This window comes from Halorubrum hochsteinianum (genome assembly GCF_023702125.1).
Lineage (GTDB): Archaea > Halobacteriota > Halobacteria > Halobacteriales > Haloferacaceae > Halorubrum > Halorubrum hochsteinianum.
On sequence record NZ_CP098415.1, the window covers coordinates 1,003,778 to 1,020,168 of the forward strand.

Annotated in this window: 20 protein-coding genes; 8 read left to right on the forward strand and 12 right to left on the reverse strand. The window is 70.3% G+C overall.

Features of this window, described 5'->3' with window-relative positions:
• Nucleotides 1-4: 4 nt before the first annotated feature.
• Nucleotides 5-316, reverse strand: coding sequence for a DUF5789 family protein (locus NAF06_RS04915; RefSeq protein WP_251106190.1), 312 nt, complete (start codon nucleotides 314-316; stop codon nucleotides 5-7).
• A gap of 119 nt (nucleotides 317-435) precedes the next feature.
• On the opposite strand from NAF06_RS04915, the gene NAF06_RS04920 reads away from it, so the two are divergent.
• Nucleotides 436-1,200 carry a creatininase family protein gene (locus NAF06_RS04920; RefSeq protein ID WP_251106191.1) on the forward strand — a complete coding sequence of 255 codons (765 nt, stop codon included), beginning with the start codon at nucleotides 436-438 and terminating at the stop codon, nucleotides 1,198-1,200.
• A 15-nt stretch (nucleotides 1,201-1,215) separates the two neighbouring features.
• On the opposite strand, the gene NAF06_RS04925 is transcribed toward NAF06_RS04920, so the two are convergent.
• From NAF06_RS04925 to NAF06_RS04935, 3 genes are all read right to left on the reverse strand, one after another.
• The gene (locus NAF06_RS04925) at nucleotides 1,216-1,620 is read right to left on the reverse strand and encodes a DUF5790 family protein (RefSeq protein ID WP_251106192.1); all 405 of its coding nucleotides are present in this window, start codon (nucleotides 1,618-1,620) and stop codon (nucleotides 1,216-1,218) included.
• Nucleotides 1,621-1,776: 156 nt separating this feature from the next.
• A complete protein-coding gene (locus tag NAF06_RS04930) occupies nucleotides 1,777-2,007 on the reverse strand; it encodes a hypothetical protein (protein ID WP_008582747.1) in 231 nt (76 codons plus the stop codon).
• A gap of 73 nt (nucleotides 2,008-2,080) precedes the next feature.
• Nucleotides 2,081-2,887, reverse strand: coding sequence for an aldo/keto reductase (locus NAF06_RS04935; protein ID WP_008582749.1), 807 nt, complete (start codon nucleotides 2,885-2,887; stop codon nucleotides 2,081-2,083).
• Between the two features lie 187 nt (nucleotides 2,888-3,074).
• Here NAF06_RS04935 and NAF06_RS04940 point away from each other — a divergent pair, with 187 nt between their 5' ends.
• The 3 genes from NAF06_RS04940 to NAF06_RS04950 all read left to right on the forward strand — a co-directional run bounded on the left by NAF06_RS04940 (nucleotide 3,075) and on the right by NAF06_RS04950 (nucleotide 5,881).
• Nucleotides 3,075-4,730 (forward strand): methyl-accepting chemotaxis protein, encoded by a 1,656-nt coding sequence (locus NAF06_RS04940; protein ID WP_008582752.1) that lies wholly within the window; start codon nucleotides 3,075-3,077, stop codon nucleotides 4,728-4,730.
• The gene (locus NAF06_RS04945) at nucleotides 4,727-5,482 is read left to right on the forward strand and encodes a bacteriorhodopsin (RefSeq protein WP_008582753.1); all 756 of its coding nucleotides are present in this window, start codon (nucleotides 4,727-4,729) and stop codon (nucleotides 5,480-5,482) included. Before NAF06_RS04940 ends, NAF06_RS04945 begins: the two co-directional genes overlap by 4 nt.
• Before the next feature lie 213 nt (nucleotides 5,483-5,695).
• A complete protein-coding gene (locus tag NAF06_RS04950; RefSeq protein WP_100243506.1) occupies nucleotides 5,696-5,881 on the forward strand; it encodes a hypothetical protein in 186 nt (61 codons plus the stop codon).
• Nucleotides 5,882-6,000: 119 nt separating this feature from the next.
• Here the strand turns inward: NAF06_RS04950 and ahbB are convergent, their stop codons facing one another.
• From ahbB to NAF06_RS04965, 3 genes are all read right to left on the reverse strand, one after another.
• A complete protein-coding gene (gene ahbB, locus NAF06_RS04955; RefSeq protein ID WP_049908658.1) occupies nucleotides 6,001-7,059 on the reverse strand; it encodes a siroheme decarboxylase subunit beta in 1,059 nt (352 codons plus the stop codon).
• Between the two features lie 83 nt (nucleotides 7,060-7,142).
• Complete coding sequence (locus NAF06_RS04960) at nucleotides 7,143-7,301, reverse strand: DUF7317 family protein (RefSeq protein ID WP_008582760.1); 159 nt, start codon at nucleotides 7,299-7,301, stop codon at nucleotides 7,143-7,145.
• Nucleotides 7,302-7,522: 221 nt separating this feature from the next.
• The gene (locus NAF06_RS04965) at nucleotides 7,523-8,014 is read right to left on the reverse strand and encodes a hypothetical protein (RefSeq protein ID WP_008582761.1); all 492 of its coding nucleotides are present in this window, start codon (nucleotides 8,012-8,014) and stop codon (nucleotides 7,523-7,525) included.
• Between the two features lie 123 nt (nucleotides 8,015-8,137).
• Here NAF06_RS04965 and NAF06_RS04970 point away from each other — a divergent pair, with 123 nt between their 5' ends.
• The gene (locus tag NAF06_RS04970; protein ID WP_008582762.1) at nucleotides 8,138-9,238 is read left to right on the forward strand and encodes an anthranilate phosphoribosyltransferase; all 1,101 of its coding nucleotides are present in this window, start codon (nucleotides 8,138-8,140) and stop codon (nucleotides 9,236-9,238) included.
• A 155-nt stretch (nucleotides 9,239-9,393) separates the two neighbouring features.
• Here NAF06_RS04970 and NAF06_RS04975 read toward each other — a convergent pair whose 3' ends face one another.
• The 4 genes from NAF06_RS04975 to NAF06_RS04990 all read right to left on the reverse strand — a co-directional run bounded on the left by NAF06_RS04975 (nucleotide 9,394) and on the right by NAF06_RS04990 (nucleotide 12,257).
• Nucleotides 9,394-10,233, reverse strand: coding sequence for an NAD+ synthase (locus NAF06_RS04975; protein WP_008582764.1), 840 nt, complete (start codon nucleotides 10,231-10,233; stop codon nucleotides 9,394-9,396).
• 464 nt (nucleotides 10,234-10,697) lie between these two features.
• Nucleotides 10,698-11,105 carry a hypothetical protein gene (locus NAF06_RS04980; protein ID WP_008582766.1) on the reverse strand — a complete coding sequence of 136 codons (408 nt, stop codon included), beginning with the start codon at nucleotides 11,103-11,105 and terminating at the stop codon, nucleotides 10,698-10,700.
• Nucleotides 11,106-11,253: 148 nt separating this feature from the next.
• Complete coding sequence (locus tag NAF06_RS04985) at nucleotides 11,254-11,877, reverse strand: NUDIX hydrolase (protein ID WP_008582768.1); 624 nt, start codon at nucleotides 11,875-11,877, stop codon at nucleotides 11,254-11,256.
• Entirely contained in the window at nucleotides 11,874-12,257 is a 384-nt protein-coding gene (locus NAF06_RS04990) for a hypothetical protein (RefSeq protein WP_008582769.1), read from the reverse strand. The genes NAF06_RS04985 and NAF06_RS04990 overlap by 4 nt, the downstream gene beginning before the upstream one ends.
• Before the next feature lie 128 nt (nucleotides 12,258-12,385).
• Between NAF06_RS04990 and NAF06_RS04995 the strand changes: the two genes are divergently transcribed.
• The 3 genes from NAF06_RS04995 (at nucleotide 12,386) to NAF06_RS05005 (ending at nucleotide 15,321) form a co-directional block, all read left to right on the forward strand.
• The gene (locus NAF06_RS04995; RefSeq protein ID WP_008582772.1) at nucleotides 12,386-13,342 is read left to right on the forward strand and encodes a DUF5787 family protein; all 957 of its coding nucleotides are present in this window, start codon (nucleotides 12,386-12,388) and stop codon (nucleotides 13,340-13,342) included.
• 35 nt (nucleotides 13,343-13,377) lie between these two features.
• Nucleotides 13,378-13,788 (forward strand): CBS domain-containing protein, encoded by a 411-nt coding sequence (locus tag NAF06_RS05000; protein WP_008582774.1) that lies wholly within the window; start codon nucleotides 13,378-13,380, stop codon nucleotides 13,786-13,788.
• A 168-nt stretch (nucleotides 13,789-13,956) separates the two neighbouring features.
• Nucleotides 13,957-15,321 carry an LLM class flavin-dependent oxidoreductase gene (locus tag NAF06_RS05005; RefSeq protein ID WP_049908659.1) on the forward strand — a complete coding sequence of 455 codons (1,365 nt, stop codon included), beginning with the start codon at nucleotides 13,957-13,959 and terminating at the stop codon, nucleotides 15,319-15,321.
• Between the two features lie 573 nt (nucleotides 15,322-15,894).
• On the opposite strand, the gene NAF06_RS05010 is transcribed toward NAF06_RS05005, so the two are convergent.
• The gene (locus tag NAF06_RS05010; protein WP_008582778.1) at nucleotides 15,895-16,371 is read right to left on the reverse strand and encodes a deoxyuridine 5'-triphosphate nucleotidohydrolase; all 477 of its coding nucleotides are present in this window, start codon (nucleotides 16,369-16,371) and stop codon (nucleotides 15,895-15,897) included.
• Nucleotides 16,372-16,391: the final 20 nt, after the last annotated feature.

The following is a 16,391-nucleotide window of genomic DNA, read 5'->3' on the forward strand; positions in this document are numbered from 1 at the left end:
GCCGTCACCGCGGAAGTCGGGTCCAGTCCCCCGGCGGCCCCTCCGGGGACGGGTCAGCGTAGCCGAGCGCGTCGAGGACCGCCTTCCGGACGTCCCGCGGCTCCCGGAACTGCGTCTCCTCGCAGTCTTCGAGCAGGCGGGCGAACCGCTCGGTCGCCGCCGTCGTCTCCAGTTCAGCGCCGCCGTACTGCTCTATCAGTTCCGCGGCCGTCACCGGATACCGATGCTCGCGGAGCGCCCGCTTCAGCGGACCGAACGACACGTTCGGATCCCGGTCCGGCCCCTCCGAACCGCGTTCCGTGTTGTCATTGGTCATACAGCCGCGATCGACGTGGACCGGGATAATACCGGGGGCCGAGCGCGTCGCGATACCCCCGGGAGCGGCCGGCGAACCCTGACCGTCGGCTATACGGCGGCGGGTGCCGACGTGTGAGTATGCGCCTCAGCGAGGTCACTTGGACCGACGCCCGCGACGCCGACGTCGACGTCGCGTTCCTCCCGGTCGGCAGCACGGAACAGCACGGCCCGCACGCGCCGCTCGGCACCGACACGCTGAACGCCGTCGCCGTCGCCGAGGCCGGGGCCGACGCGTACGAGCGGGGCGAGGAGGACACCGGGGCGGCCGCCGACCGCGGCGAGGTCGCGATCGCGCCGCCGATTCCCGTCGGCGTCGCCGAGGAACACCGCGCGTTCGACGGGACGATGTGGGTCTCGCCGGAGACGTTCCGCGCGTACGTCCGGGAGTCGGCCGAGTCGCTGGTCGCGCACGGGGTCGACCGCGTCGTGTTCGTCAACGGACACGGCGGGAACGTGGAGGCGCTCGCGGAGGTCGCCCGCCGGTTCTCGCGGGATCCCGACCACGACGGCTACGGCGTCGCGTTCACGTGGTTCGAGGCTGTCGGCGACCACGCGAGCGACATGGGCCACGCGGGACCGCTGGAGACGGCGCTGCTGCGCGCGACGAACCCGGACCTGGTCCGCGAGGAGCGCGTCGAGGAGGCGGGCACGGGCGCGGCCGACCGGTGGGGCGAGTGGGTCTCGGGCGTGAACCTCGCGCACGACTCCGACGAGTTCACCGACAACGGCGTCGTCGGCGACCCGCGGGACGGCGACGCCGAGCGCGGCGAGGTGCTGCTTGACCGGGCGAGCGACGCGCTCGCGGAGCTGGCGGCGGCGGTCGTCGAGCGAGACGCGGAGTGAAAAGGCCGGGAAGGGCTACTCGTCGTCCTCGCCGGCCGCGTCCTGAAGCGCGCCGCGGATCGCGGGGACCGTGCCCGTGAGCGAGGCCACCTCGTCGGCGGCGCTCTCGATGTCGCCGACGAGCGATTCGAGCTCCTCGATCTCGGCTTCGAGATCCTCGGCGTCGTCGAAGGCGTCGGCGCGCTCGCCGAGGACGTACGCCTTCTTCGCCGAGCGCACGCTGTCTATCGCGTCGCCCGCGTCGAGGGCGGACTTCAGGCCGTTGAGCGCGCCGAGCACGTTGTCCGCGTCCGTCTCCCACACCGCGTCCGGGTCCGGAAGCCCCTCGCGCGCCGCGGTCAGGTGTTCCTCGACCTCCGCGCGCGTCTCCGCGGCCGCCTCGCCGAACAGGTCGTCGTCGTCGAACGTGGACTGGGCCATGTCCGGAGTGTCGTGCCCGCACCTTTTAAAAACGCGCCCGGAAGCGGAAGTGAAACCGGCGGGGAGGGCGGGGTTCGTCGCCGGATCGGCAGGGGCGGGCGTTCAGTTTCGGTCCGCCGACCGACTCGGAGAGGCGGCCGGACCGGGCGGCGGGACTCAGATCCGGACGAGCAGCTCCGCCGCGATCAGCGTCAGGAGGAGACCGAGGAACCCGGCGAGGAGGGCGAGCGTCCGGAGCCGCTCGAACACGGTGTCGGGGTCCGGCGTCGCCGCGAGGAGGGCCGGGCGGTCGCGGGAGCCGGACTCCCCCTCACGGTCGGCGACGTCGGCCGCGGGGCGGGCGTCGCGGGTCCGGGCGGCGTCGGTGTCGAGGTTCGGGTCCGGCACGGTCGACCGTTCGACCGGGAGACACGTTAAACCGACTATGAGGGCACAATACCGGTATTGAGCGCTCCCGAGGTCAGGCCGCGTTCCACGGGGCCTCCTCGAAGTCGACGACGCGTTCGCCGCGGTCAAGCGCGTCGATCCGGGCGATCTGGTCGGCCGTCAGGTCGATCTCGCGGGCGGCCCAGTTGTCCTCCACGTGCCCGAAGTCGGCCGCCTTCGGGATCGGCGCGACGCGCTCTTTCGAGAGCAGCCACGCGAGGCTCACCTGCGCCGGGGTCGCGTCGTGGGCGTCGGCGATCTCCCGAAGAACCTCGACGTCGGCGACGCGGTTGCGCGCGATCGGCGAGTAGGCGACGAGCCAGTGCCCGTCGTCGACGGCGTACTCGCGGAGCCTCTCCTGCTGGAGGAGCGGGTGACACTCCACCTGATGGGCGAACACGTCGTGGTCGAGGCGGTCGATCGCCTCGTCGAGCTGGTCCGGCTCGAAGTTCGAGAGGCCGATCCGGTCTATCACGCCGTCGTCGACGAGGTCGTCGAGCGCGGGCAGCGTCTCCGCGGGGTCGTAGCTGTTGATCGGCCAGTGGACGTACAGCAGGTCGATCGAGTCGACGCCGAGCCGGTCGCGGCTGGCGCGCGCGGTCTCGACCGCGTCGTCGTACGAGAGGTTGTCCGTCGAGAGCTTCGTCGCGACGAACAGGTCCTCGCGGTCGACGCCGCTCCGGTCGATCCCGTCGCCGACCGAGGCCTCGTTGTCGTACCCCTGCGCGGTGTCGACGTGGCGGTAGCCGGTGTCGATCGCGTGAGCGACCCCGTCGGCGCACTCCTCGCCGGCGGCCAGCTTGTACGTCCCGTAACCGAGCCGGTCGAAGGCGTCTGTCATGCCCGACCGTTCCCCCGGCAGCCGGAAAATCCGGGCGTTCCGGCGGTCGACCGCTCGGAGATCCGACCGCGAGGGCGAGCGCACCGCGTCGCGGGCGGCCGGTATTTTTCATTTCCGTGAAGGATATCACGTGTGATTTTCGGCGGCGCGTTTTTATCACACTCCGCCGGTTCCGGAGCGGTACAACATGGACAAGGGACCGGTCGACAGAATTCGGTCCAGCTACGGCACACGGCTCGCGCTGTCGCTGGTCGCGGTCACGGGGGTTTCGGTGGCGTACGGGGCGGTCGTATATCTCAGGGCGACGGAGCTCGGCCCGGCCGGGGCGGAGGTCCGCTCGGGGCTCGTCGGCATGTCGCTTCTGACGGTGATCGGGCTGGCGCTCATCGGCGTCACCGTCGTCTCGAACACGGTGATCGCGCTCCGGCAGCTCACCGGGAAGGCCGAGCGGATGGCCGACGGCGACCTCGCGGTCGAGTTGGAGTCCGGCCGGGCCGACGAGATCGGCCGGCTGTTCGGCGCGTTCGACGAGATGCGCGGCTCGCTGCGCGCGGAGATCGGCGACGCGGAACGGGCGCGCGAGGAGGCCGAGGAAGCGCGGCGGGAGGCCGACGCGCGCGCCAAGACGGTGGAGCGGAAGGCGACCGAGTACGAGACCGCGATGCGCGCGGTCGCCGACGGCGACCTGACGCGGCGGGTCGACCCGGAGAGCGACAACGAGGCGATGGCTCGGGTCGGGACCGCGTTCAACGAGATGGCGGAGGAACTGGAGGGGACCGTCGCCTCGGTCGCGACCGTCGCGGAGGACACCGCCGACGTGGCCGGGCGGGTCGACGACCGCACCGACAGCCTGCGGGCGACGACCGGGACCGTGAGCGAGGCGGTCACGGAGATCGCCGAGGGCGCGCGCACCCAGCGCGACGACCTCCGGGCGGCGACGGACGAGGCCGAGAGCCTCGCCTCCTCCGCCGAGGAGGTGGCCTCGACGGTCACCGACGTCGCGGAGACCGCCGAACACGCGGCCGCGGTCGGCGACGAGGGCCGCGAGGCGGCCGAGGAGGCGCTCGACGAGATGGACGCGGTCGAGGAGACGACCGCGGAGACGACCGCGGAGGTCGAGGCGCTGGCCGAGGAGGTCGAGGAGATCGGCGAGGTGGTCGACACCATCTCGGAGATCGCCGAGCAGACGAACCTGCTGGCGCTGAACGCGTCGATCGAGGCGGCCCGCTCCGGTGCCGACGGGGCCGGCTTCGCGGTCGTCGCCGAGGAGGTGAAGTCGCTCGCGGAGGAGACCCAGAAGTCCGCGAGCGAGATCGAGGCCCGGATCCACGCGGTCCAGGAGCGCGCCGAGACCGGCGCGGCCGCGATGGCTCGCACCGAGGAACGGATCTCCGCCGGGGTCGACACCGTCGAGACGTCGATCGACGCGCTCGAACGGCTCGCGGAGGCCTCCGAGCGGACCGACAGGAGCATGGCCGAGATCACCGACGCGACCGAGACGCAGGCGGACTCCGTCGACGCGGTCGTCGGCCACGTCGAGGACGTCTCCGCGATCAGCGCCCAGACGGCGAGCGCGGCGGGCGACGTGACCGGCGCGGTCAACGAACAGGAGGAGACGCTCGGGGCCGTCGAGACCGCCGCCGGGTCGCTCTCGGAGCGGGCGCGGGCGCTCAGGAGCGCCGTCGACGGGTTCTCGTTCGACGCCGCCGAGGCCGGACTCTCGGGGCCGGGCGACGGCGACGCCGCGGCCGGGGCCGAGACCGTGGTCTCCGACGGCGGCGAGTTCGACTTCGGCGGCGGCGCGCCGAACGGCGACGACGCCGACGGGGGTGCGTCGAGATGATCGCCGACACCGCCCTCTGGGCGTGGATCGGGGCCGCGGCGATGGGCGCGGGAACCGTGCCCCCGCTGTGGCGCTGGCTCGCGGGGTCGGGAGACGGCGACTCCCACGCGCGCCACTACGCCACGCTCGCCGGGGTCACCGGCGTCGCGGCGCTGGCGTACCTAGCGATGGCGCTCGGGTTCGGCGTCGCGTCGACACCCAGCGGGGACATCGAGGCGGCGCGGTACCTCGACTGGCTGGTGACGACGCCGCTTCTCATCCTGTATCTCGGCCTCCTCGCGCGGCCGCCGCGCCGGGTGCTCGGCGGGCTGATCGCGGTCGACGTGGTGATCATCGCGGGCGGCGTCGTCGCAGCCGCGACGACCGGAACCGTCTCGTGGGTCGCGTTCGGCGTCGCCGGCGCGGCCTACGCCGCGCTGGTGTACGGCCTGCTCGTCACGCTCCCGCGGTCGGCGTCGGCGGAGTGCGACCGGGTCCGGGCCGTCTTCGGGACGCTCCGGAACATCACCGTGGTCCTGTGGACGCTGTACCCCGTGGTGTGGCTGCTCGCGCCGACCGGGTTCGGAATCCTGACGCCGGCGACGGAGATGCTCGTGTTCGTCTACCTCGACATCGTCTCCAAGGTCGGGTTCGTCGCGGTCGCCGTCGCGGGCGCGGACGCGCTCGACCGACTCGGGGTCGGCGGGGCGAGCGACCCGACGGCGGCGTTCGAGTCGCCGGACGCGGCCGCTGCGGAGCCGAGCGACGACTGAACGGGAACCGCGGCCCGGTTTTTGAGTTCCCCAACGTTGTTGGTATCCTCAACACCTGATGGTCTCGTAGCCTCTGTCGCTCAATATGCGTTCGACGGACAGGACACAGATACCACGAAATAACCGAACTATGCCGTAACATACGAGCCAGATATGTCAGACAGTACACTTCTATTCCACAAAACTGATTCCGAATCGATCTCTATGCCGTCCATGTCCCGCGAACAGGAGGAGATCATCGCACACCTCCGTTTCATCAGCATAGCCCTCGTCGCTGTGGCGATCTCCGTTCTCACGGCCGGTTTCATTATTAACGGAGACCGGATAGCGCCCGTGTTCTCTGTCGTTAGCGTAATCGCTTGTCTGTACGCGTTTGTGACGCCACTCGTCCGCGGGTGAGAGCCCCATCCCCAGTCGGGGATGGGTAAGAAACCCGGGAGTCAGATCGCACTCGCGATCTGCCGGCCGTTCCGGGCGGGGAAGTATCCGAAAATGGACTTCAAGGGAACCAGTTTCTCCTATTCGGCGTCGGCGACGAGGTCCTCGTACCGCGCGCCGGTCTGTTTCAGCGTCTCCGTCGAGTAGAGCCGCTCGTGCGAGAACGGGAGGTGGTCGGCCGCCAACTCGTCGATCTTCGCGTCGACCGCGTCCGCCTCGCGGCCGTGGATCATCGTGAACAGGTTGTACTCCCACTCCTGATCGGGACGGCGGGGACGGTGGTAACAGAGGGTGACGTACGGGAGGCTCCCGACCGCCTCGCCGCGCGCGTCGAGCTCGTCGTCCGGCACGTCCCAGACCACCATACAGTTGTTCGTGAACCCGGTGACGACGTGGTTGACGATACAGCCGATCCGCTTGATACAGCCGTCCGCGAGCAGTCGCTCGACCGCCGCGAGCACGTCGTCGACGTCGGCGTCGATCGCCGCCGCCACGTCGGCGTAGGGGGTCGCGGACAGCGGGAAGCCGTCCTGAATGGCGAGGAGGAGGTCGGCCTCCAGCGCGCTCAGGTCGCCGCGGGCGTTCTCGGAGATGCGGGTGGCGGAGACGTCCGTCTCCTCCAGCGACTCCCGCGCGAACCGGTCGCCGTTGACCACGGGGAACTCCAGGTCGATGTAGTAGTCCGTGAGCATCGGGAGCGCCAGCACCTCGCAGCCGGTGCGCTCCTCGATCTCCGCGAGGATCGCGTCGCGCGTCTCGCGGGAGCCGGCGGTGACGACGAACCACTGGTTCCACTCGTGGTCGCGGCGGTAGTTGTGGTTCACCTGCCGGTAGCCGTTGATCACTTCGGCGACCTCGTCGAAGCGGTCCTCTGGCGCGCGCACCGCCGCGAGCGTCGAGGAACCGATCACGGGCGGGTTCAGCACCGCGCCGAACCGCCGGAACACGCCGCGCTCCCGGAGGTCGCGGACGCGGTCGAGGACGGCGTCGGCGTCGAGGTCGACCCCCGTCTCGGCCGCGACCTCGCGGGCGACCCGCTCGAACGGGCGCGACTCGACGGGGAAGCCGCTCTGGTACTCGTCGATGAGGGCCGCGTCGACCGCGTCGACGTCGGCCCGCCAGTCGGCGTCCAAACTCATTACGTACCCTTCGGGTCGGGCGTACCTACTGTTTTCGGAGCGGACCGGAGAACGGGGGTCGAGAGGAGGGCCGAGGCGGGAGGTCAGTCGTCCGAAGCGGTCTCGCCCGGCGTCGGCGCGAACGCCCGGGCGCTCTCCTCCAACTGCGCCGCCGAGCAACCGCCGACGGTCGCGGCCTGTTCGAGGGTCAGTGTGCGGGAACGGTACAGCGTGAGCGCCGTCGACACGGATTTGGACGTCATCGGGTACGAGTGCGTACAGTATGGACGTACATATAACTCTGACGCCATTCGAGACCGATTACAGAATACGAAGGCGATAGAGTATCTACAAAACACAAGTATTCTCTCCATAACCACACGTACGTCTTTTTCTGTATTGCGAACGGTTACCACGGACGCGGCGAGAACGGCCCCGAAGCCCGGCGCAGTCGCTCGGGCGCGGTGTGCCGAGGGAGCGAGCGTTACGCGTCGCGCTCGTAGCTCGCGACGGTCACTCGGTCCTCGCCGCCGTGGAAACGATGCCGTAGGGAGAGATCCCGGACCGGGAACCCGAACGCGACCTCGCCCTCGTACTCGACGGCCGCAGGGCCTTTACAGCCGTTTCGGGTCTCCGTGGCCGCGATCTCCACGATGGCAATACCCTCCTCCGGCGACGACGTGAACACGGCCGCGTCGAGCGAGACGCAGTCGACCGGCGCGGCGAACCGCCCTTCGATCCGCGCGGTCTCGTCTCCCACCTCGACGCTCCCGTCGTGTTCGGCGTCGTCGACCCGCTCGGTCGAGCGTACGGAGACCGTCGCCGTCGGGGGATCGTCGCGGAACGCGCCGCCGAGACAGCCCGAGAGTCCGCCCGCGGCGAGCGCGGAGCCGGCGAGGACGGCGCGTCTCGTCGGTCGGTGCCGCCGCTCGGCCGGGAGGGGTCGACTCCCGGCGCTCGGAGTTCGGTCGCTCACGGTCCGTCCGGCGTCGGGAGCGGGTAAGTGTCTTCCGCGACACCCGCGTCCGCCCGCTCCTCCCCTTCCCAGCGTTCGGGAGCCGAGCGGGGGACTTTTCGTCGGCAAGACCGAACGGAGCGTATGGCTCAGGCGACTCAGGAGTTCGGCGACTGGCCCCTCAAACGGCTGATGACCGAGGTCTGCGGCTCCGGCCACAAGTCGGCCGACGACCTCACCCGCGCGCAGGCGACGGAGGCGTTCGAGCGCATCCTCGCGGGCGAGCCGGACCCGACGACGCTCGGGGCGTTCTGGCTCGCGAACCGCTGGAAGCGGAACACGCCGGAGGAGCTCGGCGCGTACGTCGACGTGATGTGCGACCGCGTCGAGTACGCGGAGCCCGACGCCGACCCCGTCGACTGCGGCGCGAACTACGACGGGAAGGGCCGGACCGCGATCCTAGGCGTCGCGGCCGGCGCGGTCGCGGCCGCCGCGGGCACCCCGGTCGTCGTCCACTCGGGCGACCGCGTCCCGACGCAGAAGCAGGACGCGTACAAGCACGTCCTCGACGAGCTCGGCGTCCACACCGAGCTGACGCCCTCGGACTCCGCCGAGATGGTCGACGAGACCGGCTTCGGCTTCTACTATCAGCCCGCGTTCAACCCCGCGATCGACGACCTGTTCGAGCGCCGCGACATGATGGGCGTCCGGTCGTTCGTCAACACGGTCGAGACGCTGGCGAACCCGGCCGGCGCGTCCACGCACCTCGGCTCCTTCTACCACCTCGCGTTCGCGAAGAAGGTGGTCGACACGTTCGTGGAAAGCGAGTTCCACGACCTCGACCGCGTCCTGATGTTCCAGGGGATGGAGGGGTACGACGACGTGCGCCCCGGCTACACGAAGGTCGCCGAGTGGAACGCGGCGGACGACGGTGACGGCGAGGACGCCGGGTCCGAGGGCGCGAGCTTCACCGACTTCGAGATCGAGACCGCGGAGTACGGGATGAACCTCGAAGAGGACGACCTCGCGGTCGACGACGTCGCCGCGGACTCGGCCGCGATCACCGAGGAGGTGCTGGCCGGCGAGCGCGACGGCGCGTTCGCGGACGCCGTCGCCGTCAACGCCGCGCTCCGGATCTACGCTGGCGAGGACGCCGACTCCATCGAGGAGGGACTGGAACTGGCCCGCGAGGCGATCGACGACGGCTCGGCGCGCGACGTGCTGGAAGCGATGCGCGAGTTCTGAGAGCCGTCGGGGACCGGAAATTCCGTTCGTATTCGAAAATCCCGCGCTGACACCTCCAAAGCCCCGGCCGCGCGGCTCGCGGCCTGTCGGCCGCTCGCAGGCACGCGCCACCGCATCAGTTCTTTATGTGTATCCGTCGAGGCGGGGTCGGTGTTTTATAAGTCGCGTTCGGGGGCCGGCGGCATCGCCCGCTTGTGGGCGCTGCGCTCGTGGAGGTCGACCACGCGGTCGACCGCCTCCTCCGGGACGTCTAGCTCGCGCACCGTCGCCGACCGCGAGAGCCCGCCGTCGACGTGGACCGCGAGGATGGCGTCGACGGTGTCGTAGTCGAGTCCCATCTCCTCGGCGTCGGTCTGGCCCTCCCACATGCCCGCGGTGGGCTCCTGCATCACCAGTTCGCGGGGGACCCCGACGTGCGCGGCCAGCTGGCGCACCTGCTGTTTGTAGAGGTTCCCGATCGGGTTACAGTCGACCGCCTGGTCGCCGTACTTCGTGTAGTAGCCCGTCATCGCCTCGGCGCGGTTCCCGGTCCCGAGGACGACCCGGTCCTCCGAGTTCGCGACGAAGTAGTTCAGCACGGCGCGGGTGCGGACGTACACGTTGCCCGCGGCGGTGCGGTCGTCGGCCGCCTCCGGGACGGCGTCGAAGAACGCCTCCGCCATCGGCTGGATCTCGACCACGTCGTACTCGATGCCGAGGTCGCGGGCGACGCGCTCGGCGTCGCTCATCACGTCCGCGTCGTTCACCGCCGAGGGCATCGTGAGCCCGTGGAGGCCGTCCTCGCCGAGCGCCTCGACCGCGAGGTGCGCGGTGAGCGTCGAGTCGATACCTCCCGAGAGGCCGAGGACCGCGCCCTTCGCGCCCGCGTCGTCGACCACGTCGCGGATGAACGAGACGATGCGCTCGCGGGTCGCCTCCAGTTCCGACTCCGAGAGGCGGAGGTCGAGCGGGGGGTCGTCCGACAGCAACACCGACTGCTCCGAGGTCTGACTCATGGGAGTATCAAGGGGCCGAGACGCCTAATTCCTCCCGGTCGACGCGGGGAACTGGACGTTCGTCGGGTTTCGCAGACCGACTGCGACCGACCTGCCTGCGGTGGCGCGTGCCGACGAGCGCCCTGATAAGGGCGCGAGTCGCACGCGCGAGGGAGTCGCGAGCGGTTGGGCGACCGGAGGGAGCCCAGAGCGAGCGACAGGGCGAGAGCGGAGCTCTCGCTTGAAACCGGACGTAGTCCGGTGACGAGGCTGGGGAGGCGTGAGGTGCGGTCGCGGTGCGGGGCGGGACTCGAAGGGACGACCGCGGGGCAGTTTCGTGACGGTCAGTAGCCCACAAACGTTGGCGAAGGCGCGACCGAATTCTCCTCACGGCGTTCGTTCCTCGGCCTCGAAATCGAATTGACCGTGCGACCCCGTGGACTGCCCGTCGCTAGCTCGGACGGTAGAACCGCATGAAACCGACGTTAGCTAAAAACCGACCACCGGGTTCGATAGACGACGACGTAAGCGGTTAGATACGCGGCGGCCCAGACCGCCGCTTGTGGAGCGGGATTACTGCCGGAAACGGACACTCCCGACGCGAGGAAGGGGACCATACCGACGAGCCCCCATCCGATTACGGACGCGATAAGGACGAACAGGTACTCCCCCAGCCGTCCGAGTGACCAATCACCCGCGACGACGGGGTACGAGCCGCCGAACGCCAGCACGCCGACGATCAGATTCACCGTCGAGGTCGAAACCGGAAACCCGAGAACCGCGTTGCCGAGCGAGACCATCGGGTACCAGACGATGGTGAACCCGAGAACGGAGAGGAGGAAATCGAGGGTCGCCGATAGCCACGAGTCGACTCCTCGTTCGACGGTCGACATGGCTGCTCTTTCCCCGTGATCGCACGAGAGATTTGTGGTCGGATTGAGCGATCTCGATCCGGGCGCGGGAACGCTTCTCTGAAATCCGCAAACGGAAACGGATAGCCGAACGGGGAGGAACTTGCCAATGCCCCACGCCGTCGTCCGCCTACAACAGTCCCTCGCGCTCGGCGAGCAGCAGTCCCTCCAGCGTCGCGTCGTTCGTCGGCGGCTCGCGGGCGATCTCCAGCGCCTCCTCGACCGGGACCGACCGCGGCGAGAGGAACTCGTTGCTGTCGTGGTCGACGTCGACCGGAGTCAGCCCCTCGGCGAACACGTAGCCGCGCGTGTGACGCAACACGCCCGTCGAACACCACACCTCCTGAAGCAGCGAGGTCGAGTCCGGCTCGAACCCGGTCTCCTCGGCGAGTTCGCGCGCGCCCGCTTCGGTGTACGACTCGCCCGATTCGACGATCCCCGCCGGGAGCTCCAGTTGCGTGTTCCGCACCGTCGGGCGGTACTGCTCGACGAACAGCACCCGGTCGTCGGCGACCGCGACGATCACCGTCGCGGGCGACAGCTCCGCCCAGTAGTACCGCTTCTCGGTCCCGTCGGGCTGCTCGACGCGGTCGTAGCCGCCGACGAACCAGCCCTCGTCGTACTCGACGACGACCTCCTTCACCGGCCACTCCGGCTCGCCCGGCAGCGAGTGGTTCCGCCCGTCCGAGAACGCGGGGAGGTCGCGGAGGTCCGTGGCGGCCGACGGGGTGGAGCGGTTGTTTCCGTCCGTCACGGGCGGACCACCTCCGCGTGGTACACCTGTCCGTCGCGACTCACCCGCACGCCGTTCTCGGTCGCGGCGGTGGGGTTCTGTTTTGTCACGGCGTCGATCTCGTCGAACGGCGTGTGGGTGAACCACTCCTTCATCCCGTAGGGACCGGTCTGGTAGCCCTCGGACCGCCCGTCGGCGCTCTCTATCGCGCCGACCAGGTACGGATACCGGCGGTCGGAGACGTTGTTCACGTCGGCCACGGTGCCGTTCGTCTCGATCGGCTCGACGGTGAGGTAGTAGGGGTCGCCGCTCCCGAGGTAGCTCGGCAGCGCGCCGAGCGCGAGCAGCGCGACGACGACCAGGGCGATGGCGATGAGGAGATTCCGGGTGACCCGGCGCATGGTCGTCGTAGGGGCCGGCGGGGAATACCGGTTTCGACCGGGGGCGACGCCGTCCGCCGGGGCGAGTCAGGGCGGGGGCCGACGGCGACCGCCGACGCGCTTTAGCCCGCCGCGTCCCTTGCCCTCGCATGGAGTACCGGTTCGAGCTGGCGCTGTGCGCCGCGCTCGAATCCCCCGACCGGGTCGTCGCCCGGCAGCTCGGTGCGGGCGTCGAGACGCCCGGGACCCGCATCGTCGACGTCTGTCTCCTCCGAGCCGGCCCGAACTTCGACGACCGCGCCGCGATCGCCGCCGAGCGGATCCCGGACCCCGCCATAGAGGCCGCGGTGGGGCCGGGCGAGGCGGTTCCCGTCGCGGAGGCGTTCGACCTCCCGCCGGACCGGGCCGCGGCGGTCGTCGACCGCGCGGTGGAGGTCGGCTACCTCGAACGCGAGCGCCGGGACGGGCGACCGGCGGTGCGCGCGACCGCGCGGTATCCGGACGACTGGGTCGACGAGATGGTCGCCGTCGAGAACAAGCCGGACCTCGGGCGGCCGGGCGATCTGGAGGCGCAACTGCGGTACGACGCCGCGCTCGGGCTCTTCGACCGCGTCGTCCTCGCGACCGCCTCCTACGTCACCCGCGCGCACCTCAACCGGATCCCGGAGGCGGTCGGGGTCTGGCGGTTCGACCCCGAGACGGGCGAGCGCGAGGTCGTCCGCGAGGCGAGGCCGCTCGACCCGGACGCGCCGGGGGTCGAGATACGCGACGAGCGCCCCTCGCGCACGGACGTCGCGCTCGTCGACCCGGCGGCGAAGGCCCGCAAGCGTCGCCGGATCGCCGAGCGCGCGTACGGGAAGGGGTGGCGACCCGACCCGCCGGCGTGCGCACACGGGGAGGCGACCGCGGACGGCCGGCCGCGCTGCGCGGAGTTCGGCCGCGTGGTCGACCCCGGCCGCGAGTGCGGGAGCGGCTGTCCCGCCTTCGAGCCGGCGGACCCGCCGGACGCGGCGCGGGAGCGCCTCCGGGACGAGCGGACCGCGTGGGTCGCCGCCCCCGACGGCGACGGCCCGCGCCGGCAGTCGGGGCTCTCACGGTTTCTGTGAGAACGCTTATACGGTGAGGACGGGTGGTTTCACGTATGGACGAGATCGAAGACGTCTTCGTGGCGCGACTGATGTCGACGGACCTCCACACGGTGACGCCGGACACCTTGGTCGAGGACGCGGCCGCCGTGCTGCTCGAGAACGATATCAGCTCCGTCCTCGTCGTCGACGAGGACGACGGGTCGCTCGCGGGGATCCTCACCTCGACGGACTTCGTCGACATCGTCGCGAAGAGCCAGCCGAAGGCCGAGACGACGGTCGATCGGTACATGACGGCGGACCCGATCACGGCGAGCGCGCAGGACGACGTGTCGGCGGTCGCCGCGACGATGCTCGAACACGGCTTCCACCACGTGCCGGTCGTCGACGGCGACGCGCCCATCGGCATCATCACCACCTCCGACTTCGCCGCGTACGTCTCCTCGCCCGAGTCGGCCTCGGCGTAGCGCGCTCGGTTTCGCTCCGTCGGCGACCGCCCGCTGACCGCCCGCGTCCGCGACCGCGCGCCGAGTCCCCCGCGACCCGCGACGACCCCTCCGCGCGGACCGTCCGCGACCGCGACAAGTGACGCCACTTTCTGTGGTCGTATTACCCCGGAACGCGTACGGGTGCCCGTGTCCGATCACCTACATCTCAACCTCTTCACCATGACCTCGGTCGAGCACGTCTCGCCCGGGTCGTGGCGGTATCCCGGCGACCGGTCGGCGGACTACGCCGACCGCGAGTACTGGACGGAGGTCGCGCGCACCGCCGAGCGGGGCGGCTTCGACGCCGTGTTCTTCGCGGACGTGCGCGGCATCTACGACGTGTACGGCGACGACCGCGGGACGGCCGTCGAGAAGGCGGTCCAGACGCCCGCGAACGACCCGCAGCTCGTCGTGCCCGCGATGGCGGAGGTCACCGACGACCTCGGCTTCGCGGTGACGCGCTCGACGACGTACAACCACCCCTACCAGCTCGCGCGGGAGTTCTCGACGCTCGATCACCTCACCGACGGGCGGATCGCGATCAACGTGGTCACCTCTTATCTGGAGTCGGCCGCCGAGAACCTCGGGCTCGACGAGCGGATGGACAAGGAGACCCGGTACGATCGCGCCGACGAGTTCCTCGACGTCTGCTACAAGCTGTGGGAGGACTCGTGGGAGGACGACGCGGTCGAGGTCGACCGGGAGACCGGGCGGTACACCGATCCGGAGAAGGTCCACGCGATCGACCACGAGGGCGACCACTTCTCCGTGCCCGGCCCGCACGGCTCCGAGCCGTCGCCCCAGCGCACCCCGGTCGTCTATCAGGCCGGCTCGTCGGACTACGGTCGCGACTTCGCCGCGCGCAACGCCGAGGCGGTCTTCGCCAGTCAGCCGACCGAGGAGGGCGTCGTCGAGTACATGGACGACGTGAAGTCGCGGGCGGCCGACGCCGGCCGCGACCCGGAGAGCCTGAAGTTCTTCATCGGCGTCGTGCCGGTCGTCGGCGAGACGGAGGCGCTCGCGGAGGCGAAGTACGAGGAGTACAAGCGCCACGTCGACGTCGAGGCGACGCTCGCGCTGCTCTCCGGGTTCCTCGACATGGACCTCTCGGAGCTCGACCCCGACCAGAAGGTCGAACACATCGAGACGGACGCGATCCAGGGGACGATGAACGCGTTCACGAAGGCCCAGCCCGACCGCGAGTGGACGGTCCGGGAGGTCGCGGAGTTCTGCGGGCTCGGCACGACCTCGCCGAAGGTCGTCGGCACGCCCGAACAGGTGGCCGACGAGCTCCAGCGCTGGCACGAGGCGGTCGGCGTCCACGGGTTCAACCTCAAGGAGGTCGTCCGCCCCGACTCGCTCGTCGACTTCGTCGACCTCGTCGTCCCGGAACTCCGCGAGCGCGGTCTCGTTCCCCCGGCGGACGCGGAGCCCGAGGGCGAGACGCTCCGCGAACGGCTCCTCGGCGAGGGGCAGTCGCGGCTCCGGGCGGACCACCCCGCTCGGCAGTAGCCGAGCGCGACGCGGACGCCCGCCGGAGGCGCGAGCGGGCCGGCGTTCGGCACCCTGTTAGCGAACTGTTGTGAACGGCTCGCCGTCAGGTAATACGACGGTGCTGCCGGCCCCGGCACGCTTAAGTGGTTACCGACGCTTGTTTCAGGTGACGCTTCGCTTGGAGGGCCGAAGCGTCAGCGGGGACCTACAGAACGGCACGCCCGTGCCACCTTTTCCCGGCACGGGCGTGCCGTTCGTTCCTTTACACCCCGAGCGACGCGCTCGCGCAGTTCCGATGCGAGACGTTCCGAGAGGAGTGACGTGAGACGCCCGGAGAGAGCGACGGCCGCGCGTCACGGGGGTCGACGGGGAGACGTCAGGCCCGACCGGACGTCGGGCGTGCCGCCGTTACAGTTCGCGACGACGCTGTCGCCCGGGGAGCGCGAGTCGTTCGTCGCGTTCGTCACCGACCGGTACGTCGAGGAGATGGAGACGTCCCGGGGGCACGTCGCCGTGACGCTCCCGGAACGCGAGCCGTCGGCGGCGACTGGACGGCCGGAGAGTGAGTCCGATAGGGGCGAGAGGCGACGTTCAGAGCCGTTCGCCCTGGTACGAACCGTCGTAGGTCTCCTCGTGGTCGGCCTCGGCGAGGACGAGTTGGGCGACCCGCGCGCCGCGCTCCAGTTCGACGTCGTGGTGGACTTCGAGCAGTCCCTCTCCCTTGCCGGTGTAGCCGGCGTCCCAGACGGCGGTGTCGAGCATACAGGAGTTCCGCATGAGCGACGACCGCGGGTAGATGAAGCCGACGTACCCCGGCGGGATAGAGATGGTTTCGGCGTACTGGAGGACGTAGCCGCCGGGGGAAAGGGAGACGTACTCGACGTCCTCGCCCGTGGTGTCGGCCCGGACCGGCCGACGGTCGCCGACGGTCTTGCCGTCGCGGCTGATGCGACCGGGCTCGCGCTGTTCGAGGACGGTCTCGACGGTGAGGTCGACGCCGTTCGGCTGGATCTGTTCGTCGGTGAGCGGGTCGACGTGGTCGGCAACGAACGCGCCGCTAGCGTACATGGCGTGGGTACTCGTCGTCG